The organism is Bacillus sp. NP247, from assembly GCF_018966865.1.
Classification (GTDB): domain Bacteria; phylum Bacillota; class Bacilli; order Bacillales; family Bacillaceae_G; genus Bacillus_A.
Genome location: NZ_CP076653.1, coordinates 4,224,443 through 4,247,853, shown reverse-complemented (window position 1 = coordinate 4,247,853; position 23,411 = coordinate 4,224,443). Strand labels below are relative to the sequence as shown.

General features: G+C 36.5%; 14 protein-coding genes, 1 pseudogene and 1 riboswitch. Of the genes and pseudogenes, 7 read left to right on the top strand and 8 right to left on the bottom strand.

The features are described 5' to 3' along the window. Nucleotides 1-64 precede the first annotated feature (64 nt). From KPL75_RS22145 to KPL75_RS22135, 3 genes are all read right to left on the bottom strand, one after another. Nucleotides 65-358 carry a hypothetical protein gene (locus KPL75_RS22145; protein ID WP_002149211.1) on the bottom strand — a complete coding sequence of 98 codons (294 nt, stop codon included), beginning with the start codon at nucleotides 356-358 and terminating at the stop codon, nucleotides 65-67. 19 nt (nucleotides 359-377) lie between these two features. Next, complete coding sequence (locus KPL75_RS22140) at nucleotides 378-1,010, bottom strand: LysE family transporter (protein ID WP_219921146.1); 633 nt, start codon at nucleotides 1,008-1,010, stop codon at nucleotides 378-380. A gap of 139 nt (nucleotides 1,011-1,149) precedes the next feature. Next, the gene (locus tag KPL75_RS22135; RefSeq protein WP_219917797.1) at nucleotides 1,150-1,878 is read right to left on the bottom strand and encodes a YqcI/YcgG family protein; all 729 of its coding nucleotides are present in this window, start codon (nucleotides 1,876-1,878) and stop codon (nucleotides 1,150-1,152) included. 261 nt (nucleotides 1,879-2,139) lie between these two features. On the opposite strand from KPL75_RS22135, the gene cspB reads away from it, so the two are divergent. Further along, nucleotides 2,140-2,337, top strand: coding sequence for a cold shock-like protein CspB (gene cspB / locus KPL75_RS22130; protein WP_002011904.1), 198 nt, complete (start codon nucleotides 2,140-2,142; stop codon nucleotides 2,335-2,337). A gap of 119 nt (nucleotides 2,338-2,456) precedes the next feature. Then, nucleotides 2,457-2,705, top strand: a complete 249-nt coding sequence (locus KPL75_RS22125; protein ID WP_002011905.1) for a DUF2564 family protein — start codon at nucleotides 2,457-2,459, stop codon at nucleotides 2,703-2,705. 33 nt (nucleotides 2,706-2,738) lie between these two features. Here KPL75_RS22125 and KPL75_RS22120 read toward each other — a convergent pair whose 3' ends face one another. From KPL75_RS22120 to KPL75_RS22110, 3 genes are all read right to left on the bottom strand, one after another. Further along, nucleotides 2,739-2,915 (bottom strand): zinc-finger domain-containing protein, encoded by a 177-nt coding sequence (locus KPL75_RS22120; protein ID WP_002011906.1) that lies wholly within the window; start codon nucleotides 2,913-2,915, stop codon nucleotides 2,739-2,741. Nucleotides 2,916-2,927: 12 nt separating this feature from the next. Then, the gene (locus KPL75_RS22115) at nucleotides 2,928-3,587 is read right to left on the bottom strand and encodes a ribonuclease H family protein (protein WP_219917796.1); all 660 of its coding nucleotides are present in this window, start codon (nucleotides 3,585-3,587) and stop codon (nucleotides 2,928-2,930) included. A gap of 271 nt (nucleotides 3,588-3,858) precedes the next feature. Continuing rightward, nucleotides 3,859-4,344 (bottom strand): QueT transporter family protein, encoded by a 486-nt coding sequence (locus tag KPL75_RS22110; RefSeq protein ID WP_105583956.1) that lies wholly within the window; start codon nucleotides 4,342-4,344, stop codon nucleotides 3,859-3,861. A 6-nt stretch (nucleotides 4,345-4,350) separates the two neighbouring features. Then, a riboswitch (PreQ1 riboswitch) is annotated at nucleotides 4,351-4,395 on the bottom strand. Nucleotides 4,396-4,618: 223 nt separating this feature from the next. Here KPL75_RS22110 and KPL75_RS22105 point away from each other — a divergent pair. The 3 genes from KPL75_RS22105 (at nucleotide 4,619) to KPL75_RS22095 (ending at nucleotide 6,943) form a co-directional block, all read left to right on the top strand. Next, nucleotides 4,619-5,491 carry an aldose 1-epimerase family protein gene (locus KPL75_RS22105; protein WP_219917795.1) on the top strand — a complete coding sequence of 291 codons (873 nt, stop codon included), beginning with the start codon at nucleotides 4,619-4,621 and terminating at the stop codon, nucleotides 5,489-5,491. A 146-nt stretch (nucleotides 5,492-5,637) separates the two neighbouring features. Continuing rightward, nucleotides 5,638-6,024, top strand: coding sequence for a reverse transcriptase-like protein (locus KPL75_RS22100; RefSeq protein ID WP_000573871.1), 387 nt, complete (start codon nucleotides 5,638-5,640; stop codon nucleotides 6,022-6,024). A 13-nt stretch (nucleotides 6,025-6,037) separates the two neighbouring features. Continuing rightward, the gene (locus KPL75_RS22095) at nucleotides 6,038-6,943 is read left to right on the top strand and encodes a DMT family transporter (protein WP_219917794.1); all 906 of its coding nucleotides are present in this window, start codon (nucleotides 6,038-6,040) and stop codon (nucleotides 6,941-6,943) included. 2 nt (nucleotides 6,944-6,945) lie between these two features. On the opposite strand, the gene KPL75_RS22090 is transcribed toward KPL75_RS22095, so the two are convergent. After that, nucleotides 6,946-7,206, bottom strand: coding sequence for a DUF6123 family protein (locus KPL75_RS22090; protein ID WP_063224108.1), 261 nt, complete (start codon nucleotides 7,204-7,206; stop codon nucleotides 6,946-6,948). Nucleotides 7,207-7,388: 182 nt separating this feature from the next. On the opposite strand from KPL75_RS22090, the gene KPL75_RS22085 reads away from it, so the two are divergent. After that, on the top strand, nucleotides 7,389-7,949 hold the full coding sequence (locus KPL75_RS22085) for a cysteine hydrolase family protein (protein ID WP_219917793.1): 561 nt from the start codon (nucleotides 7,389-7,391) through the stop codon (nucleotides 7,947-7,949). A gap of 34 nt (nucleotides 7,950-7,983) precedes the next feature. On the opposite strand, the pseudogene KPL75_RS22080 reads toward KPL75_RS22085, so the two are convergent. Continuing rightward, nucleotides 7,984-8,148 (bottom strand): annotated as a pseudogene (locus KPL75_RS22080) (GNAT family N-acetyltransferase); the annotation flags it as partial. A 222-nt stretch (nucleotides 8,149-8,370) separates the two neighbouring features. Here KPL75_RS22080 and KPL75_RS22075 point away from each other — a divergent pair. Then, nucleotides 8,371-23,403, top strand: coding sequence for a DUF7507 domain-containing protein (locus KPL75_RS22075; RefSeq protein WP_219917792.1), 15,033 nt, complete (start codon nucleotides 8,371-8,373; stop codon nucleotides 23,401-23,403). The last annotated feature ends 8 nt before the right edge of the window (nucleotides 23,404-23,411 follow it).

Genomic DNA, 23,411 nt, shown 5'->3' with positions numbered 1-23,411 from the left:
CAGCCGCAACATATCGTTACGACCATTTCTTTTCTATTTTATTCTTATTCTTATTCTATCCACTTTACAAATTTGCCTGCTGTTCTATTGTCGAGAAAAAAGTGTTCGGACCAAATATATTTTGCTTCGGGATAATGTGTTCTACTGCAAACACTGTTACTTCACCCCTTTGTACTTCTCCAATAATGAGCCCAAATACTTCATGATTTACCGCAAACGTTGGTTGTTTCGTTTCCAGTAACCTTGCTGCATTTTTAAATACCGCTTCATATAGTGGATTCCTATCAGTAATTTCTTTTCGGATTTTTGGTGCTAAAGTGATGATAATTTCTTTTCCGTCAATAGTGGTTCGATACATAAAAATCTCCCCTTCAATCTTATAGGAACAACTGTAAAGCTTTGTATGCAAAATGGATAGAATATCCTACTAAAATAATACCTGCTCCGGCTGTAATATAGCCAAGTGCTTTTTTCTTTAATAAAGTTCTTCCAAAATGTACAGAAAAAGCAATATTTAAATTCCACAAAATAATACCAACAATAATGCAAAAACTGTACAAAAAAGCTTCTTGTTTCGTTACCTTTGTAAGCAACGAACTAAGTGTACTTCCATATATACCAAACCAAAAAACGAGATTTAATGGATTGGATATCGCAATTAGAAATCCTGCCATAAACGATTGTTTAAGCCCACCTATCTCTTCTTGTTTATATTCCATATTAGAGTGAGAAATTCCTTGTTTTACACTTTGAAACCCTAAATAAAACAACAAGAAAAAACCAGCGCAATACATAAAAGCTTGTACATATGTATACATAAACACAGAAGATAAACCAAAATAAATAAGCAGCATAAACAAAATATCAGCAGTCATTCCTCCGATTCCAACAATCCACGCATGCCAAAATCCACGTTCAATCCCTCGTTTTAACATTTCAATATTAATCGGACCTACAGGTGCAGCTAATGAAATACCTAATACTATTTGTTGTATAATTGCTCCAAACATCGCTCTATCCTTTCTACTTCTTTTACTATTAAGTAATGATGCAAATATAGAAAATAGACTAGCTTTCATAAAAATTATTCACTAATACAATACCCTTTTTTATCCAAAATATGCAAAAGAGCCATCCAGTTGATGGCTCTTATTTCTCTACTCTATGATGAAAAGGACATTTACCATTAATCGGCTCAACATCATCTCCTATGAAATATTGTTTCCATTCACGATGATTAGGATCGCCGTAGTGACTAATGTTAGGGTGCGTCGGCAACTGATCCCACTTTTCAACTCGTTCACGAACCATTTGTCTTGAATACGACCCTTTAGGACGATCTCCTTCTAGTCCATCGAAAATAGTTCGTGGCTGAAATCCAATAACGAGAGAATTTCCTAAATGCCTAGTCTTTCGCTGTTTATAAGCTGGCGCATTCCCAAATGCAAATATTGGTTCACCACCAAATGAAAATTCCCATAAATGATGGTCCGGATCTGCTGGAATTTGCTTCGGCCATGTTTGGTTATCATTTTCATGTAAATACTGTAGTACTTTCCAAAAGTAATCACGGTAATATTCCAATGATTTTTCTTCACATTCTGGTTCCACAAAAAGAAAAAAGCCCCTTCTTACAATCGGCCGCTCTTTCATTAGCTCCAAAAAAGTTAACATTGTATTGGGCAAATGACCCCAATCATTATGAGAGAGAAATGAATAACGAAGTTCATTCTTCTTCAATGCTGTTAAACCGAAATAACACGGGAAGGTTGGTTCTAACACAACACTCGAAAAATCATGAAATTCTTTTGCAACCCAATTCGGTATGTCGACTCTATTTTTCATTCCTTCATTATCTAATAAATAAGACTCATCCATTCTTTCACCTCATTATGTACAGCATTCACTTAAGAATATTACATACTCGGCTTGTCCTATACCTTTTTAAAAATTCGAGAAAAAAATTAATTTAAAATACGAAATTTTCAAAACACTTACTTGACTAAATTCTACCAATTCATGTATATTTAAATTAATCATTTAGCAGAATATTCGAGAATATAGCATTTTTTATTTATATTATTTTTTAATGAATTTCACTAAATGAAAAAAGGAATCGTTTTTAGGAGGAATTGTGACATGCAAGGAAAAGTAAAATGGTTTAACAATGAAAAAGGTTTTGGATTTATCGAAATGGAAGGCTCTGAAGATGTATTCGTACATTTCTCTGCTATTCAAAGCGACGGCTACAAAGCTCTAGAGGAAGGTCAAGAAGTATCTTTCGACATTACTGAAGGAAACCGTGGACCTCAAGCTGCTAACGTAGCAAAACTTTAATCCCACATATGACAGGAGGTTACCTTACTTGGTAACCTCCTTTGTTATTCCTTTGTATATTTCCGTTTTACAGAGCAAAAACTATGTGAAATGCGCAAAATACAAAGGAGGCAATAACAATGGGGTCACATGTAAATGATTTTGAAGAAGTAAAATTCCGTGTAGAAACTGCACAAAAAATGGTAGGTTCTGCAACAATTTCAATGGATCCAGACACATTAGAGCATGCCACTACTGCAGTAGAATCGGCTCGTTCTCAGCTTGAAATCATGAAATCCGTTGCAACGGATTTAGATGAGCCATTTCTAATGAATGAAGAAAAAAAATTAAGTAAATGCGAGCATCAATTACACGAAGCGAAGCACTAAAAAACATCCAGAGAAAATTCTCTGGATGTTTTTTTATGACAATTGCTCCCCATACTTTTTTAACTTCTCTCCAACCGTACATTGCCGTATACAAAAAGAATGGGCATAGTATTTACTATGATTTTTCCGATTATGTTCCTGCAGGAAACACCCTCCGCAATACGTTTCTAATAAGTCATTTACCTCTGTAATGAGTTGCTTCTTCTTCACGTGTGCACCTCTCTATTCGGTTATTTCTTTATGACTATCAATTGTCGTCCCTTCTAATGCTTGCGCTGCTAATTGATGTGCCTCTTTATTTTGTTTTCTAGATATCGGTTCACAAACAAGCTTTAATTTCATTTGCTTCGCTTTTTGTTCAATTTGATCTAAGTAATGATTTAAATGCTCATCATAGCAAGGCCATTCACCAGCTAGTTGTTGCAGTACAACTTGAGAATCTCCACGAAGTGTAACTGCTTCATACTTAATTCCTAATTCCTCGAGTGTATTCATCCCGTATAATAATGCGGCATACTCCGCTTCGTTATTATCATATATGCCTTCTATGTATGCATTGCGACGAATTCGATAATTTGTATTTCCTTTTTTGTAGTATACACATATGCCCACCCCAGCTTCTTTCGTCTGCACATCATAGCCACCATCAAAATAAACTTGAATTTCTTGAAGATCTTCCTCCACTTGCTTACTCAGTTTTTTCATTTCTTTTAATGACCATTCTGCATCCATTTCATCGTAAAATAAAAGTTCTTTCACCCTGCCTGTTTTCTCAAAATCCTCCGCAAATTGAAGCACTTCTTCTATGTTCATATAATCTGTTGTTAATTCCGTTTGTAAACCACGCTTCGTTTTATACAACCAATGTATCTTATATTTCATACTAGATTCCCCTTTTATAAGACTTTTTATATTTATCCCGCATTAACGGTCAGTAAGACTCCCACCTTAAAATTTAACGAAAGCGAAGAAGTTAGGTGGAAGATCAACTGTCCGTAAATGCCCGATTGGTTCAACTAATAATCAGTGGGGTCCCCCCCACTGATTAAAGTTTCACTTTATTTTATTATATTTTATCAAGAGTCACAGCATTATATTCAATATAATCACATACAAAAAGAGCCATCCTAAACAAGGACGGCTCTTTCATTTATTACATAAATCTTTCAAATTGCACTCGCTTATTAATCCAGTACATTACAGGCATACCAATTGCCATTACAACAAATTCACCAACTGCACAAGTTAGCCATGTCAATAAAAATGGCAGATCAAATGCAAGATGAAGTTCAATTGCTATCATAAACATTGTAATTGTAAAAATAACTGTATTAAAAATCATACGAGCCCAAACACCTTTAATGAAGCGCATAGAAATAATAGTTGCAAGTAGTGCAAGAATTGATTGCCCTACTCCAAATACTAAATCATAAGCGATCATAGGTGAGAAAAAGAGATTCGTTAAAAATACACCTAATACAATCCCGTAAATTGCTTTCTTATTGAATACAACGAGATGATTAAACATCTCTGAAATACGAAACTGTACACTCGTAAAGCCAAATGGCTGAATAAGCATAGAAACAGCAATATATAATGCCGCTAAAATACCATTACCGACTAATGTTCTTATATTCATGACAAAATCTCCTTAGTTTTTTTACGTGGGATGGTTTCGAACCACGTTATTCATTTTTAAGCAACAAGATTATATTTTACGCAATAGGCGCTCTTTCGTCAATAGATTCCTATCATTTACTACCTTTTTTCTTTTAGACAACGTATAATAAAGTGAAACTTTAATCAGCGGAAGTTTTGTCCATTCCCCACTGATTATTAGCCCGCACCAATCGGGTTTTTACGGACAGTTACTACTGGATAAAACATATGAAAGATTTAGGAGGTTTCACTTCATGACAGCAACAATTCAAAATGAAAAAGTGATCGTTTCCATTTCTGACAAAGGTGCAGAATTACAAAGCGTTCGCTTAAAAGCAGATAACACTGAATACTTATGGCAAGGCGATTCTACTTATTGGGGACGCCGCGCACCAATTTTATTCCCAATTGTCGGCCGATTAGTAGATAATACATACTACGTAGATGGTAAACCATATTCTTTAACACAACACGGCTTTGCTCGTGATCTTACATTCTCTGTAAAAGAACAAAGTGAAACGAATATCACTTATATTGTTACTGGTAATGAAGAAACATTAAAAAAATACCCATACGAATTTGAATTACTCGTTTCTTATGAAGTAGACGAACAAAATATACATGTTACATATGAAGTAAATAATCCTACTTCAAAAGAGATGTTCTTCTCAATCGGAGCACACCCTGGTTTCAACTTCCCCTTATTAGAGGGCGAATCATTTACAGATTATCATTTATCATTTAATGGTTCTGAACGCTTAGAAACAAACGTATTAGAAGGACCTTACCTTTCAAGTAAAAAGCAATTAATCGCTGAAAATACGAATGAATTACCACTTACATACGATTTATTCAAAAATGATGCGCTTATTTTTGAAAATATGAATACGAATGAAATCTCTATTCGTTCTCATAAACATAATAAATTTGTAAAAGTAGAATTTGACGGCTTCCCATTTGTCGGTGTATGGACACCAGGCGAGAACGCACCTTTCTTATGTATTGAACCTTGGTACGGGATTGCTGATGAAATAAATCCAGCAAAAGATTTTAAGGAAAAAAAAGGAATTCAATCGTTACAAGCGAATGAAACATTTACATGTCGTTATAGCATTACAATTGGATAAAGTGAAACTTTAATCAGTGGGGGGTGTTCATCCTCACTGATTATTAGCCACACCAATCGGGTGCTAACGCGGGATAAGTACTCTATCCCCTACTTCAAGGAAACATATAAGTAGGGGATAATCTTATAATTTGGAGGTTTCTCATTTTGATTGAAGTATATATTGATGGTGCATCAAAAGGAAATCCTGGTCCTTCTGGTGCAGGAGTGTTTATTAAAGGGGTTCAACCAGCTGTACAATTATCACTGCCCCTTGGGACAATGTCCAATCATGAAGCAGAATACCACGCTTTACTTGCAGCATTAAAATATTGCATGGAGCATAATTATAACATTGTCTCTTTTCGTACAGATTCGCAACTTGTCGAGCGGGCTGTTGAAAAAGAATACGCAAAAAATAAAATGTTTGCACCGCTTCTAGAAGAAGCACTGCAGTATATAAAAAGTTTCGATCTCTTTTTTATTAAGTGGATTCCAAGTAGTCAAAATAAAGTCGCTGATGAATTAGCTAGAAAAGCTATCTTACAAAATTAACGGGGGTATGAGTGTGAAAAAAGATTGGATTGCTCCTCTTGCTTTATTATTTGTCTCTTTTATTTGGGGAGCTACGTTTGTTGTCGTTCAAAATGCTATGTCTTTCGTTGGTCCATTTACTTTTAATGGTATTCGCTTTTTATTCGCTGGAATTATTTTATTATTCGTTCAAATGATTTTCTCAAAAAAATCTTCAAAACAAGATATAAAACAGAGTAGTCTCGCTGGATTAATCGTTGGATTCTTTTTATGTATTGGCTATGTATTACAAACATTCGGCTTACTTTATACAACTTCTTCAAAAGCTGGTTTCTTAACAGGGCTTAGTATCGTTATGGTACCAATTTTATCTTTTATCTTTTTAAAACAAAAAGCTACCATTTTTATCGTACTTGGCATTGCTGTAGCAACAGCAGGTTTATACTTATTAACGGCTGGTGATTCTTTTCAATTAAACATTGGAGATATACTCGTTCTCGGTTGTGCAGTTGCTTTCGCTGCCCATATTCTTGTTAACGGCTTCTTTTCTAAGAAAATATCACCTTTATTACTAAGCACGTCGCAAGTATTAGCTGTCGGTATGTTTTCTTCTATTTGCGCCTTTTTGTTTGAAGATTGGGAAAAATTATTTTCAGTAGCACTATGGACGAATTCTTCCTTTTTATTTGCTCTATTTCTAACTTCCCTATTCGCGACATCCATTGCTTTTTTCATTCAAACATCGGCACAAAAACATACGTCTCCAACGAGAGTAGCAATTATTTTCGCAATGGAGCCCGTTTTTGCTGCCTTAACAGGTGTTCTCGTTGCAAATGAACAGCTTTCTATTTCTGCCATTATCGGATGTCTATGTATTTTCCTAGGTATGGTTTTTGTTGAACTACCTTCCAAAACAAAAAAAGAAGCGCGGGCTGCGTGAAGTTACGCTTGTAACTTCCGCATAAAAGCCTTAGCGCTTTTTTTATCTGTAATTTCTTCTTCTTTCAATCGTTCTAATAATGCAACAAAATAACTACCATCAAACTGGAATTGATGCTTAATCGTCGCTTCTATTGCTGCATTCACAATTCCATCAGACGCACCGGTGTATCCTTGTCCGAACATAATAAACCCTTGTGCTTCCTCTGATAATTTAAATCCTTTCGTATGTAAGAATGAAAGATAATCTTCTACTGTTTGCATGATATTCCCACCTACTCAAAAATTCTCCATCTCCTATCATACATGTTTTTACACGCTATGAGAATGCAATTTCTTTGACAATTTTGTAAATCTATCGTCTACTTCGTAGACAAAAGAGGAGTTCCTTACAATATAAAAGAATATGTAAAGTGGAATTTATTTTATATTAAAGGGGATATCGAATGAAACAAGCACTATTAATTATCGATGCTCAGCAAGAATTAATTGATGGAAATGAACAAGAAAATGAAGTTTTTCGTAAAACTGAGCTATTAGCTACACTAAATACAGCTGTACAGAAAGCAATAGATTCAAACGCCCTTATTATTTTCGTAAGAGATACCGATGTTGCCTCTGGTAGCGGCGTGGGCTTTGAAGTACATAATCAAATTAAAGTACCTCAGTCTGCAATCCTTATTAATAAAGCAGCAACAAATTCATTCTATGGCACTTCTTTACTTGAACTTTTAAAAGAAGAAAAAATTAATCATATTGTTATAGGTGGATGTAAAACAGAACATTGCATTGACACCGCAGTTAGAACAGCTACTGTACAAGGATTTGACGTTACATTAATTAAAAATGGTCATTCCACAACTGATTCTGACGTATTGTCTGCAGAGCAAATTATTGGTCATCATAATAAAACTCTACACGGTCATTATAATGTTGATCATTTTTCTATAGTGAGAGATATCGAGGAAGATCTCTTTCAGCCAACTCACGACCAATATCGTGATTAACGAAAAAGAATCCTTCATTCAGAAGGATTCTTTTTTATCCAAAAATTTGTGCCGCAATACTATGTAGCTCATTATTCCTTTTTAATAATTTATCGCTATTTTTCATCATAATTGGTGGTGTATTAGCCTTTTTAAAACCAGTAATCTCTAATTCTTTCATGAAATCTTTCTTTCCTTCTGGTACATCAATTCTCAATTTCCTCTCTGCTGTAATCCCAGCCAATATAAGAAGATAATGCTACAATATCCTCTATTTTTCCTTCCCTAAGACGCTCCACTCTAATTTCCAATTCACTCATTCTCCATCTCCATATTTAGACGTTTGCATCATTCTTTCCGAATCAACTTGTACATGTTTCCCTTTCTATGTCACATACATATCCTATTTTGACCAAGACTATATTGTAAATGAGGTGACAACATGCCCATTACGAATCGATTTTCTACCACCACTAACGGCGCACTCGCTATTACAGGAAACACACTAGGTTTAAGTAAAATTAGCAATCTAAACCGTGCTGGTACAATCGGTGCAATTGGTGCATTCGTAACTACGAATACCGCTTTACAAGTAACTACTTTTCCTGCAGGTACAACGTTAAACTATACACAAAATAGTTCTACCGCTATTTTGAATATCCCTGCTGGTAGTACTATTCTTTACGCAGAACTTGTTTGGGGCGGAAACTATTTATCTCGTGATCAAAACATTACGAGTGTATTAGGAAACCCCGTTTCTTTTACAACACCTGTGTCAACATACTCAATTACCCCTTCGGCTGTTACAGCTTCAAATCAAACTTTCGTTTCTGGATCTGTCACATTTGGATTTTATACACGTTCAGCAGATGTAACGTCACTCGTTCAAGCTGCTGGATCTGGCTCTTATACAACAGGTTCTGTTCCTGGACTTGTAGATCCTTTAGACGCTTCTAATGGAGCAATTAATTCTGCAGGATGGACGCTCATTGTCGCTTATCAAAACGGTTCCTTACCCGCAAGAAATTTAACAATTTACGTAGCTGGTAACCGTGTTTCTGTAGAAACTGGTAGTGCAGATGTATCTGTCTCAGGGTTTTTAACACCTGCCGGGGGACCTGTAAGCGGGAGATTATTTTTAAGTTCTACTGAAGGGGATGCTGATTTAACTGGGGATCAGGCTTTATTCGGACCAAATTTCAGTTCATTAAATGCTTTATCTGGGCCAAACAATGCTGTTAATAATTTCTTCGGTTCTCAAATTAATAATGCTGCAGGGAATTTAGATACAACGGGGACATTTGGAACGCGAAATCAAAGCGCTTCTACAAGCACAAACATCTCTGCTGGTCGGCAAGGCTGGGACATTACTTCCATTGATATTTCTCCTTATTTAACAAATTCCCAAGTGTCCGCCGCAATCCGTTTAACTACTAACGGAGATGCATATATGTTGAATACAGTCGGTCTACAAATTAATATAAACTCACCTAATATACAAGCAACTAAAAGCGTGAATAAAAGTGTCGCTGCAATTGGAGATATTCTCACTTATACAGTTACTGTTCCTAACACCGGTCTTCTGCCCGCTAATAACGTTATTTTTACAGACATACTCCCTAACGGCACTTCCTTTATACCTGGCACTGTAACGATAGATAACGTAGCACAAACAAATGCAAATCCGGCTGCTGGTATATCTCTCGGAACAATTAATAATAACGCTTCTCGTACAGTAACTTTCCAAGCGACCGTCGTTTCTCTTCCAAATCAAAACCCTATCTCTAACACTGCTAATATTACATTTCAATATACACCAATTGCCGGAGGAACGACTTTTAACGGTCTTGCAACAAGTAACTCTGCTGGGACACAAATTAACCTCGTAGATATTAATGGTACAAAATCAGTTAACAAAATTTTTACCGATATTGGTGAAACGCTAACGTACAGTATTTCCTTAGCTAATATAGGAAATATTGCGGCAACTAGCGCTGTATATACGGATCCGATTCCAAGCGGGACTACTTTCATTCCGGGAAGTGTAACTGTTAACGGCATTACTCAAGCTGGCGCAAATCCAGCTAATGGTATATCAATTGGATCTATTGCCGCTAATTCTACTACTACTATTTCATTTCAAGTATTCGTTCCTTCTATCCCCCAAACAAATCCAATATTAAATAGTGGTACAACAACATATCAATACATTCCTGTACCAAATCAACCGGCAGTAAACGGGACTGATACGACGAATATTGTCTCCACGCAAGTGAATAATGCTACTGTAACAATGACGAAGACAGTAGATAAAAACTATGCAGATATTGGCGATACACTAACTTACACTGTTGCCTTTACAGGTACAGGTAATACGAATGCGAACAATGTTATTTTTACGGATGCCATTCCTACAGGGACAACTTTTGTCCTAAACAGTTTAACAATAGATGGCACGACACAAGTTGGAGCAAATCCGGCTAATAGCGTGAACATAGGATCCATCGCAACTGGTACGACGAAAAACGTTTCATTTCAAGTAGTAGTAAATACAATACCCGTGTCAAATGTCGTATCTAATGGATCAAGCGCTTCTTATCAGTACACCGTCAACCCTAGCCAATCACCCGTTACGAAAAACATCGCTTCTAACGTCGTTACCACTCAAATTAACAATGCGAATTTAACATTAACAAAATCGACAAATAAACAATTTGCTACAATTGGAGATACAATCAGTTATACAGTCCTTATTACAAACAGTGGAAATACAGCTGCAACGAACGTACAGCTAACAGATCCACTTCCAAATGGAACGATATTGACTCCAGGTACTGTAACGCTAAACGGCGTTTTGCAAAATGTAAATTCTCTCATTGCCTTACCTATCGGTACAATTCCTGGCGGAGCTACTTTCACCTTATCGTTCCAAGTAACAGTCATCAACATTACCTCTCAAAACCCTATCATTAATAATGCTTTCGCCTCTTATATTTACACTGTAAACCCAAGCCTGCCACCAACTTCAAAAACAGCAAATTCTAATTCTGTTACATCAACAATTAGACTAGCAAATGTTCATGCTAATAAATCTGTAAGTCAAACGTTTGCGGAAGTTGGAGATGTATTAACTTACACCTTTGCTCTTACAAACGATGGAAATGTTGCGGCGAACCATGTATTACTATCCGATTCAATTGCAAATGGTACTTCCTTCGTACCGAACAGTGTTATAGTTAATGGTGTTACTCAGCCGGGCGCAACACCAGCTAGCATCAATATTGGTAGCATCAATGCTAATACTACAATTGCAGCTTCATTCCAGGTATTAATAACTAGTATTCCAAACCCAAATCCTATTTCAAATAGCGCTTCCATTTCCTATAACTTTATTGTTGATCCAAACGCTTCACCTGTAAGTAAGAACACTACTTCAACCACTACATTTACTCAAGTAAACGATGCAAATGTCATTTCAGCCAAAACAGTGGATAGAGCGTTCGCTACCGTAGGGGATATATTAACTTATACCGTTATTTTAACGAATGCAGGAAGTGTTTCTGCTGATAGTCCTACTTTCGTAGATACGAATCCAGACGGTACTACCTTTATCCCAAACACTTTCCTTATTAATGGTGTGCTCCAAAATAACGCAGATCCAAATATAGGTGTTCCACTACCTTCCATTCCTGCTAACGGCTCACTTACCGTCTCTTATCAAGTAACTGTCACCTCTTTACCAACCCAAAACCCAACAATAAATTCATCTAGTACACAGTATAGCTTTATTCTAAATCCAGGCGATCCACCAATTATAGAAACATCTTTAAGTAACACTGTAAGTACACAAATTAATTTAGCAAATGTAGTTATTGTCAAAGAGGCGGATTTAACTATCGCCGATGTTGGGCAACCAATCACATATACAATTTCCTTAGCTAACCTTGGCAATACTACAGCAAATAATGTTGTTGTTACCGATATACTTCCTGCTGGTACAACTCTCGTACCAAATAGTATTTTTATCGGTGGTGCTTCACAGCTAGGCGCAGACCCAAGTACCGGGCTTCAAGTCGGCTCCATTCCTGCAGGTGGTTTTACAACGATTGTTTTTCAAATAAGTGCAAATGGGATACCTTCACCAAATCCAGTTCAAAATAGCGCTTCACTTCAATATAGCTTTATTGCTGATCCAAATTTACCTGCTGTTGTGAAAAACGCTACTAGTAATATAGTAACTACACAAATTAATACTGCTAATATTGTTGCTACGAAACTAACAAGCACAAACTTTGCTGATGTTGGTGATTCTATAACGTATACAACTACTTTAACTAACAACGGAAATATTTCTGCTTCTAATGTAACGTTTACCGATATCATTCCAACAGGGACCATCTTCATTCCTAATACTGTAACGATTAATAATGTCCCTATAGCCAATGCAAATCCTGCTAATGGCATTTTTATCGGTACGATAGGTGCAAATTCATCACGTACCATTGCATTCCAAGTTTTTGTACCAAATATTCCTGCGGTAAATCCGATTACGAATCAATCAAACACTTCATTCCAATACACGTATGATCCATCCAAACCTGCTGTAATGCAAATGGTAGCTTCTAACACTGTACAGACAACTATTAATAACGCCTCAATTGCCGCTATAAAATCTGCAGATAAACAGTTTGCTAACGTAAATGATATTATTACGTACACAACTACTTTAACGAATAACGGGAACACACTTGCATCAAACGTGATATTTACAGATGTAATTCCAAACGGGACATCGTTTATTCCTAATAGTGTTACTGTAAACGGGAATATGCTCCCTAATGTAAATCCAGCAAACGGAATTGCAATCGCCCCAATAAATCCGAATGCAAATACAACAATCTCATTTCAAGTCATAGTAAATTCCATCCCGAACCCAAATCCAATCCCTAATCAAAGTAATACAGCATACCAATATGTCGTAAATCCTAACTTACCTCCAACATCCTCCAATACGTTAAGTAACGTAATAACAACTCAAATTAATAACGCTACGATCGTCGCTACTAAATCAGTGAATACACCGACAGCTGCAATTGGAGATATCGTTACCTATACGATTGCAGTTACAAACACCGGAAATATCCCCGCTAGTGCAAATGTTTTAACGGATGGGCTTGGCGCAGGAGCTTCATTTATCCAAAACTCCGTAACTATCAATAATGTTCCACAACCAGGATTAGATCCATCACTTGGTATTCACTTAGCAGATATTCCACCAGGTAATACTGTATTTATTGCTTTTCAAGCACAAATTTTAGCGATACCGCCTAGTGGCACATTAACAAATAACGCCCTTGTAAATTATGAATATACAGTGAATCCAAACCAATCACCTGCTGTTGGTAGTACAATTACAAACACAACGGTTACTCCAATTATTGATGCTACTCTATCTATAAATAAAACTGTCAATTCAACATTCGCTACTATTGGAGATGCACTTACTTTCACTTCTACCATTACTAATTCCGGTAACACTACCGCAAACAATGTTATTTTTACAGATTTAATTCCAGATGGTACAACGTTTATTCCAAATAGTTTTACAGTAAATGGAACAACCATTCCTAATGCAAATCCACAAAATGGTATCAATATCGGTAACATAAATTCAAATGCATCAGTTATACTCAGCTTTCAAGTAAACATTACAACGATTCCAAATCCTAATCCAATCCCTAATAAATCATCGCTTCAATATAGTTTTATTGTAGATATTAATGAACCACCTGTTTCACGAACAGTTAAATCCAATAAAACTTTTACACAAGTAAATACTGCTTCCGTTATCGCAACAAAAACTGCGAGCAGTACATTTGCTGCTGTTGGCGATACAATTACGTATACAACTACTCTCACTAATAACGGAAATACAACTGCAAACACACCTGTTTTTATCGATATATTACCACCTGAACTTTCATTCGTTCCTGATAGCGTACAAATTAATACCATCCCACAACTCGGATTTAGGCCAGATAACGGGGTTCCTTTAGACCCAATTCCAGTTGGAGGAACGACAACCATCAGCTTCCAAGCTATTGTCGGTTCAATACCAGCTTCAAACCCTACGATGAACCAATCTAGTACAACATACTCTATAATTGTTGACCCTACCGAGCCGCCTGTTACAGAAACGGCTACTAGTAATCCGGTCTTAGTTCAAATAAATGAAGCAATCATTCAAGCAACGAAAAGTGTGGATCGTATCTTTTCTGACGTAGCACCTGGAAATTCATTTTTAACGTATACTGTTTTATTAGAAAATATAGGGAACACGACTGCTACTAATATCATTTTTACAGATCCGATTCCAAATAATACAGTATTTATAGAAGATAGCGTTCGAGTAGGTGGGGTTTTATTACCTGGAGTAAATCCAGCGAATGGGATACCAATTGGGGATATTATTGCAGGTGACTTTATAAACGTCACCTTCCGCGTGCAAGTAGTTAGTATTCCAAATCCAATTTTCACAATTGGGCCTGGGGGACCAAACTCACCGGTTGTAAACGGTTCTTCTATTAATTATCAATTTATGACAGGACCTAATTTACCACTCGTTTCACGAAGTACAACATCCAATTCTGTTTCGACACAAATAAATTCCGGGGAAATTGTAGCGGTTAAATCCGCGGATAAAAATTTCGCAACGATTGGCGATACAATTTCTTATACAATTACATTAAATAACCCTGGAAATGTCACTTCACAAAATATAATTTTCACGGATATTTTGCCTAATGGAACGACATTTATATCTGGCACTCTTATAAATGATTCTGGTACGCAGCAAATTGGCAATCCAGCGAGCGGAATTCAGATTGGAAATATAAATCCCGGTAGCACGGCTACTATTACGATAAACGTACTTGTAACAAACATTCCAAGTATAAATCCAATCTCTAATTCTAGTTCTATACAATTTCAGCATATTGTCGATCCAAGTCAACCAGCTATAACACAAACCACTTCATCTAATACCGTGACTACGACAATAAATAGCGCAATATTAACTACAACAAAAAGTGCTGATAAATCTATAGTTTCTGTCGGAGATACAATTACGTATACAACTACTATTACGAATACCGGGAATACACCAGCAACTAATATTACTTTCACAAGCGCCATTCCAGCTAGCACTACCTTTATACCAAATTCAGTCACAATAAATGGAGTTCAGCAGCTCGGTGCACAACCAGCCCTTGGAGTAAACATACCAAATATCGCTCCTGGTGAAACAGTAACTGTTACTTTCCAAGTAAATGTTATTTCTGTTCCCTCTTCAAGTTCGATTATGGGTAACGATACAATTTTATATTCTTATACTGTTAATCCAAACGGTGCTCCTGCTACTACTTCTACTTCAACAAATATTGTTACAACCCCTGTATTAGACGCTATGATAACGATGGTAAAATCGGTCGATCAAACGCTTGTAACACTAGGCGACCCTATCACCTATACGACAATTTTAACGAATAGCGGGAATACAACTGCAACGAATATTACTTTCACTGACCTTATACCAGATGGCACAACGTTTATTACTGATAGTGTTACAATAAACGGCATCACACAAATTGGTCTTAATCCTAATACAGGTATAACAATTGGATCAATTACTCCTAACAGTTCAATATCTATAGCATTTCAAGTTACCGCTACTTCTACACCTGTTCAAAATCCGATTGCCAATTCCGCTACTGCTTCTTACTCATTTATCGCTGATCCAAATGCACCGATTGTTTCAAGAAATGTTACTTCAAACACAACGTTTACTACAATTAATACAGCTACCATTCTTTCATCGAAACAAGTTGATAAAGTATTTAGCCACATCGGAGATACACTCACTTATACTGTCGCTTTAACAAACAACGGCAATTCATCCGCACAAAATGTTATTTTCACAGATACTACGCCGAGCGGAACCACATTTATTGCAAACACATTTTCTATTAATGGAATTCCTCAAAGTGGTGCGAATCCAACGAACGGTGTAAATATCGGGCCTATAACAGCTGGGTCTACAGTAAATGTTTCCTTCCAAGTAAACGTGACCTCATTACTAACTGAAAATCCAATTGTAAATTTCTCATCGACATCGTACCAATTAGTCTCACCACCTGATGCAGAAACTTCAATTAGTAATCCTGTTTCAACGCAAATTAGAGAAGCCATATTATCTATGACGAAAAATGAAAGTGTATCCTTTGCAGATATCGGGCAAACTGCTTTTTATACTACTTCTATTACCAATGTAGGCAATACCGATGCAACTAATATTGTATTCACAGATGTATTACCAAGTGGACTCACAATTGTTCCGAACACGTTAACTGTCGATGGCGTTTTACAACCTAACGCGAATCCAAATACAGGTGTATCGCTCGCAGCACTTCCACCAAATGAAATATACAGTATCGTCTTTCAAGTTACAGTAAACAGCATTCCACCTATTAATCCAGCACCAAATACAGCATCAACGACGTATGAGTTTACTGTTGATCCAGGTAATCCGCCGGTATCGAATACAGCTAGCTCCAACACTACACTTCTTCAAATAAACAACGCAAATATTATTAGTACAAAAACAGCAAATCTTACTTTTGCGGATGTTGGTAATACAATAACATTTACACTTAACCTTCCTAATACAGGGAATGTGGCTGCAACTGATGTAACTATTATCGATATTCTTGATAGCAATTTAAGTTTCATTCCAAACAGTTTCACAGTTAATGGGCAAACCATTCCAAACGCTGATTTGTCTACTGGTGTAAATATAGGTTCAATTAATGGGGGTAATACGGCAATCGTTACATTCCAAGCAACTGTTACTACACTTCCAACACTTAATCCAATTTCTAATTTTGCTTCTACCATATATCATTATGTCGTTGATCCTAGCCAGTCACCTATTACAACTTCCAATCAATCGAATACAACGACAACACAAATTAATAGTGCTATCCTTACTGCACAAAAAAATTCAAATGCGGAAACAGTAGATATCGGGCAGGATATCGTCTACTCCGTTACAATTACAAATAGCGGAAATGTTAGTGCAACGAATGTTATTTTTACCGACCTTATTCCAGCCGGCACTTCCTTTGAACCGAATAGTTTTACACTTAACGGAATTAGCATCCCAAATGCAAATATAATTACAGGTGTTCCAATTGGTGATATCGCGCCAAACCAATCTGTCATCGTAGCCTTTCATATTAATGCCAATGAAATTCCGCCTATAAATCCAATTTCCAACCAAGCTAGCGTGAGCTTCCAACATATCGTTAATCCAGCAAATCCTCCAGTTTCAAAAAATATTACTTCTAACAACGTTACAACAAAAATTGAAAGTGCTATTTTAAACACTATTAAAATAGGAAATAAAGCTTTTGCAACTATCGGTGATACGATTACGTATACAACTACTATTACGAACACAGGAAATATTCCTGCTAACAACGTTATTTTCTCAGACCCTTTACCGACGTGGACTCAATTTGTTGCAGGATCAGTTGTTGTTGATGGCACTCCATTACCATCCGCTTCCATTATTAGCGGTGTTGGCATAAATACAATAACTCCAAATCAAATCGTAACAATTATGTTCCAGGTTCAAATTGTAAGCAATCCAACAACGTTCACACCTGAACTCCAAAACTTAGGATTTGTTAACTTCCAATATAACGTAGGCAATTCATTACAAGCCCAGCCTGGCAATGTGGAAACGAACGTCTTCGTTACTTCTATTAATTCAGCGATACTTTCAGCTGTAAAAACTGCTAATACAGCCTTTGCGAATATCGGAGACACAATCACTTATACAGTTTTGATTCAAAACAGCGGCAATACAAACGCTACGAATCTAAATTTCTCCGATCTTATTCCAGCTGGAACGACCTTTGTTGAAAATAGTTTTTCTGTAAATGGAAGTATCATTCCAGGGGCAAATCCAAATAACGGAGTTAATATCGGAACCGTTAGTACGAATAGTTCCTTAACTGTTACTTTCCAAGTCATAGTCACATCTACTCCACCCTCAAACCCAATTACAAACGTTGCATCTATTCCATTCACATTCATTGTTGACCCGGCAGCTCCTCCTGTTACAAGCACAATAAATTCTAATGGCGCTTCAACACAAATTAATAACGCTACCGTTACTACTGTTTTAGAAGCAAATCGATCAATCGTATCCATCGGAGATATAATTACGTATACAGCAACATTAACAAATACCGGAAACTTCCCTGCAAATTCTGTATTGCTCATAAACGGAGTTCCTGTAGGTGCAGTATTCGTTCCAAATAGCGTTACGTTAAATGGAACTTCACTTCCAGATGTAAGTCCAGCTCTCGGTATTCCAGTTGGTATTATTGCACCAGGCGATTTTGCTACTATTACGTTCCAATTTCTTGCTAGTTCTATTCCACCGCAAGGAGCGATTATAAATCAAGCCATTACAAATTACACGTATATTGTCGATCCAAGTCAGCCCCCAGTTACAGCAACATCCTCATCTAATACGGTTAATACAGCTGTCGTTGATGCATCGTTATCCGTAATTAAAAATACAGATTCTCTCGTACAATCTACTAACGGTACAATCACTTACACAATAGTCGTTCAAAATAACGGAAATACAACTGCAAATACAGTTACTTTAACAGATTTAGTCCCAGAAGGAACTGCATTTATCCAGAATAGCGTGACTATTAATAACATCTCAGTTCCAGGTACCGATCCAAATGTAGGAATACCATTAAACCCCATCGCGCCGTCAGAAATCGTCACCGTCACATTCCAAGTTATCGTTCAATCCATTCCAAATGTGAATCCAATTTCTAATACAGCCCGTATTGACTATACTTTTATCGCTGATCCAACAGCTCCTATCATCTCTCGAACAATTACGTCTAATCCAGCTTTCACGCAAATTTCGGATGCGAATATCCTTTCTTTAAAAGCAGTCAATGCACAACAAGCAACAACTGGCGATATTTTGACCTACACGATTACATTAGAAAACAGTGGAAATATCCCGACAACCAATCTCTCATTTTTAGATTCTACTTCAGATGGTACTACATTCGTAGAAAATAGTTTTACCCTTAACGGAACTACTATACCTGGTGCAAATCCAAACGTAGGTGTTACTTTGCCTAACCTTGCAGCAAACGGTACTCACCTTATTTCGTTTCAAATTCTTATTAATAATTCATTCTCACAAGATTCTATTACAAATCAATCCAATACAACGTATACAATTCAACCAGATCCAAGCCAGCCGCCTATTACTGAAACATCCACAAGTAATATTGTCATTACAAATTTCGTGCAAGCACAATTGACAATTACAAAAACGTCCAATCCAATAACTGTAGATATTGGTGGAATTATACTTTATATTTCTGAAGTGAAAAATATCGGCAATGTTGACGCAATAAATATTATGTTTACAGATTCTATTCCAGCTGGGACTACATTCGTTCCCGATAGTGTCACAATTAACGGTGTCCTGCAGCCAGGTGTAAATCCAGAAAACGGAATACCAATTGGAATAATTCCAGCAAACAGTTCTAAAACGATACTATTTCAAGTGCAAACAAACAACCCACCTACTGAAACTAAAATTGTAAATCAATCTTCAGCAACTTACCAATATGTAAGTATTCCTACAGCTCCACCGGTGAATCGCTCTGCAAATTCTAACATTGTTACAACATCACTTCAAAATGCAAATATTATTTCTGTTAAAAGCGCGGATGTAACTTTCGTATCAATTGGGCAAATTATTACCTACACAAATACACTACAAAATATAGGAACCATTCCAGCTAACAATACCGTGTTTATTGATAACATTCCAGAAGGTACTATATTCATTGAAGATAGCTTATCAATAAATAATGTAATTCAGCCTGGCGCGAATCCTGAAAACGGAGTAACTCTCGGCACGATACAACCAAATGAAACAGTCACTATTTCATTCCAAGTACAACTTACAAATATACCGTCCGGCAATACAGTCATTAATATTTCAGACACTTCGTACGAATACCAAATTGACCCTAGCTCTCCGATTATTCAGCGTAGATCGTTATCAAATGCAGTAAACACGGAAGTGCGGACGGCAAATGTTAGTGCAATAAAATCCGCCAATAGATCCATTACACGCATCGGTCAAATCATCACATATACAGTCGCAGTTACAAACTCTGGCACATTGCCTATTACAGATACTCTCCTAATTGACGCACTTGCAGCTGGTACTACATTTCTTCCAAATAGCATCCTTGTAGATGGCATACCGAGACCTAATGAAAATCCAATTACCGGTATCAATCTTGGTATTATCCTTCCAAATAATACGATTATTGTTACGTTCCAAGTAAATGTAGTCTCTATACCTTCACAAAATAATATTAATAATATCGCTGTCATTCACTATGAATATCAGCCAGACCCAAGCTTACCACCAATTTCAGAAACGACCTCTTCCAATAGTACAAATATACAATTTATTGATGCTATTCTTATCGCTACAAAATCCGCTAATAAAGTATTAGCTAATATTAATGAAACCATTGAATATACAGCATTAATCCAAAATAACGGATCCACTACAACTAACTCCATCTTTTTTACAGATATTATAGAGGATGGAACAGTATTTATTCCAGGAAGTGTAATAGTTAACAATATTGTACTTCCTGCAGCAAATCCGAATATCGGCTTTTCCATTCCTAATATCGCGTCAGGCCAATCAACAACAATAACACTCCAAGTTACCGTTACGAATTTACCAGCTGTAAATCCAACACCTAATACTGCAAACATCGTCTATGATTTTATTTTCAACCCTGACTTTGCACCAATTCAAAAATCTACTACTTCCAATACTACTTTCGTTCAAATTAACGACGCTGATATCGTTTCACTGAAAACTGTTGATTTGATTTCTGTAACGATTGGTGACATTTTAACTTATACAACAACTTTAACGAATACAGGGAATACGGATGCTACTGCTGTTGTATTTACAGACAATATTCCTGATGGAACAACCTTTATAGACGGTAGCGTTTCAGTAAATAACATTCCGCATCTTAACGCCAATCCAAGTACCGGTATACTTGTAGGAACGATTGCTCCTGACATTTCTATCCCAGTCACATTTTCTGTTACCGTCGTAGCTCTTCCAGCTAGCGGCCATGTTCAAAATCAATCAGCTTCCCGCTATACAATAAACGGGGAAGAACAAATATCGACTAGTAATATTACCTTCACTGAAGTTATTTCTGCTAATGTAATTGCGACAAAAACAACGCCAATCCAATACGCTGACCTACAAACTATTATCCCTTATACAATTTCCATCATAAATAACGGAAATATACAAGTGGAAAACATTATCGTTACAGATATCATCCCAGCAAATACGAGCTTTATAGAGAATAGTGTTATTGTAAATGGCAACGCTCGGCCAAATGACAATCCACTTAGCGGTATACCAATTAATAACATTCCGCCTAATACGACAGCAACTATTCTATTCCAAGTCCGGGTTATTTCGATGCCGCAAACAAATCCAATCTCTAACACGAGTGCAATTGAATATGAATACACGGTACCAGATCAACCACCTATTACCGAAACTATTATTTCATCAGCTGCTGTAACAGAAATTAATCATGCGAATTTGAATAGTAATAAAGCTGTTGACCTTGCATTTGCAACGGTTGGTGATACGTTAACGTATACGATTACATTAAATCAAATTGGGAATGTTGCAGCAAATCATGTAATCATTCAAGATATTATTCCTCAAGGTACTACGTTTATAGAAAATAGCGTCATTGTCAACGGAGAAACTCTTCCGGGAGTTAATCCAGTAAGCGGCATACCAATTGGCACTATAATTGTAGGTGGAAATACTATCGCTTCATTCCAAGTAACTGTAACTTCTATTCCAACACCAAATGAGCTAAGCAACAAAGCAATTACTACTTTTAACTATATAGTCAATCCAAATAACTTACCTGTTGCAAATACGACTACAACAAACACTGTCACAACAACTGTCCAAAATGATAATGTCGTTGCCATAAAATCTGTTAATGCCACGAATGCATTACCTAGTCAAACTTTAACGTATACAATTACAATTACTAATAGTGGCAATGTAACGATTGAAGATCTTCTTGCCATAGACACCGTACCAGTAGATACGACCTTCGTTATTGGCAGTGTTATGATTAACGGAATCAATCAACCGAATGCGAATCCTGAAAACGGTATTACATTAGGAAGCCTTGCTCCTAATGAATCTGCTATCATTACGTTCCAAGTAACAATATCTTCTTCGACTCTTCAACCTACAATTAATAACAATGCTTCTGTTTCCTATACTGTTATCATTGATCCGAATGAACCACCTATTACAATTACAAAGCAAACAAATACCGTTACAACAACACTCATTGATCCAATGGTGCGTATTGAGAAAACCGCTGACAAATCTATTGTCGTTATAGGAGATATTATTACATTCACATTAGAGGTATTTAATAATTCCCCAATCCCTACATTAAGTACTTCTGTTTTAGATATGATTCCAGCTGGTACAACATTTATAGAAAACAGCGTAACAATTAACGGTACTTCGGTTCCAAATATTCGTCCAGACACTGGTATTAATATCGGCGCTTTACCTGCAGATGGAGTTGCAACTATAACATTTAAAGTTCTCGTAACTTCTATTCCTTCAAACAGTGCGATTATCAATTCTGCAACCGTTACAGCTGCTTTCCAATTGACACCACAGGATCCAATTATTATTTTCATTGTTAATTCGAATATTGTTCGTATACCAGTTCAATTTATAACGGCAGCAGTGATAAAAAATGCTTCCGTCAGCTCTGCTTATTTAAATCAACATTTTGATTATACAGTGCGTATTACGAATACTTCCGAGATTTCACTTTCAAATATTTCATTACAAGACACCATTCCAGCAGGTTTACAATTTATGAACGGTACGGTCTTCATTAATGGGGAACGCTCTCCACTAGCGAATCCGAATATCGGTTTCCTAGTCGCTACTAATTTGGAACCGAACGAAACAATTATCGTGTTATTCACAGTACAAGTGATAAGTCCACCTATTAATAATGAATTTAAAAACACGGCAAACGTTTCTTTACAACTTCAAGTCTCTCCTACCGATCCACCAATCACAGTAACCATTACAAGTAACGAAAACATCGTCACCTTTATTCCAGAAACTCCGAATGAAACACTTCCAAATTTAAATTGTTTCTTTGACGGTGAACATTTTATACGCATTACTCCTCGGAATATACGAAACTACTTTTGGACTTGGATTTGGTGGCGTTAATCAAAAAA

Excerpts from the sequence above, each read along its gene's own strand:
- KPL75_RS22145 (WP_002149211.1), bottom strand. The coding sequence starts at position 358 with ATGTATCGAACCACTATTGACGGAAAAGAAATTATCATCACTTTAGCA.
- KPL75_RS22140 (WP_219921146.1), bottom strand. The coding sequence starts at position 1,010 with ATGTTTGGAGCAATTATACAACAAATAGTATTAGGTATTTCATTAGCT.
- KPL75_RS22135 (WP_219917797.1), bottom strand. The coding sequence starts at position 1,878 with ATGGATGAGTCTTATTTATTAGATAATGAAGGAATGAAAAATAGAGTC.
- cspB (WP_002011904.1), top strand. The coding sequence starts at position 2,140 with ATGCAAGGAAAAGTAAAATGGTTTAACAATGAAAAAGGTTTTGGATTT.
- KPL75_RS22125 (WP_002011905.1), top strand. The coding sequence starts at position 2,457 with ATGGGGTCACATGTAAATGATTTTGAAGAAGTAAAATTCCGTGTAGAA.
- KPL75_RS22115 (WP_219917796.1), bottom strand. The coding sequence starts at position 3,587 with ATGAAATATAAGATACATTGGTTGTATAAAACGAAGCGTGGTTTACAA.
- KPL75_RS22110 (WP_105583956.1), bottom strand. The coding sequence starts at position 4,344 with ATGAATATAAGAACATTAGTCGGTAATGGTATTTTAGCGGCATTATAT.
- KPL75_RS22105 (WP_219917795.1), top strand. The coding sequence starts at position 4,619 with ATGACAGCAACAATTCAAAATGAAAAAGTGATCGTTTCCATTTCTGAC.
- KPL75_RS22090 (WP_063224108.1), bottom strand. The coding sequence starts at position 7,206 with ATGCAAACAGTAGAAGATTATCTTTCATTCTTACATACGAAAGGATTT.
- KPL75_RS22085 (WP_219917793.1), top strand. The coding sequence starts at position 7,389 with ATGAAACAAGCACTATTAATTATCGATGCTCAGCAAGAATTAATTGAT.
- KPL75_RS22075 (WP_219917792.1), top strand. The coding sequence starts at position 8,371 with ATGCCCATTACGAATCGATTTTCTACCACCACTAACGGCGCACTCGCT.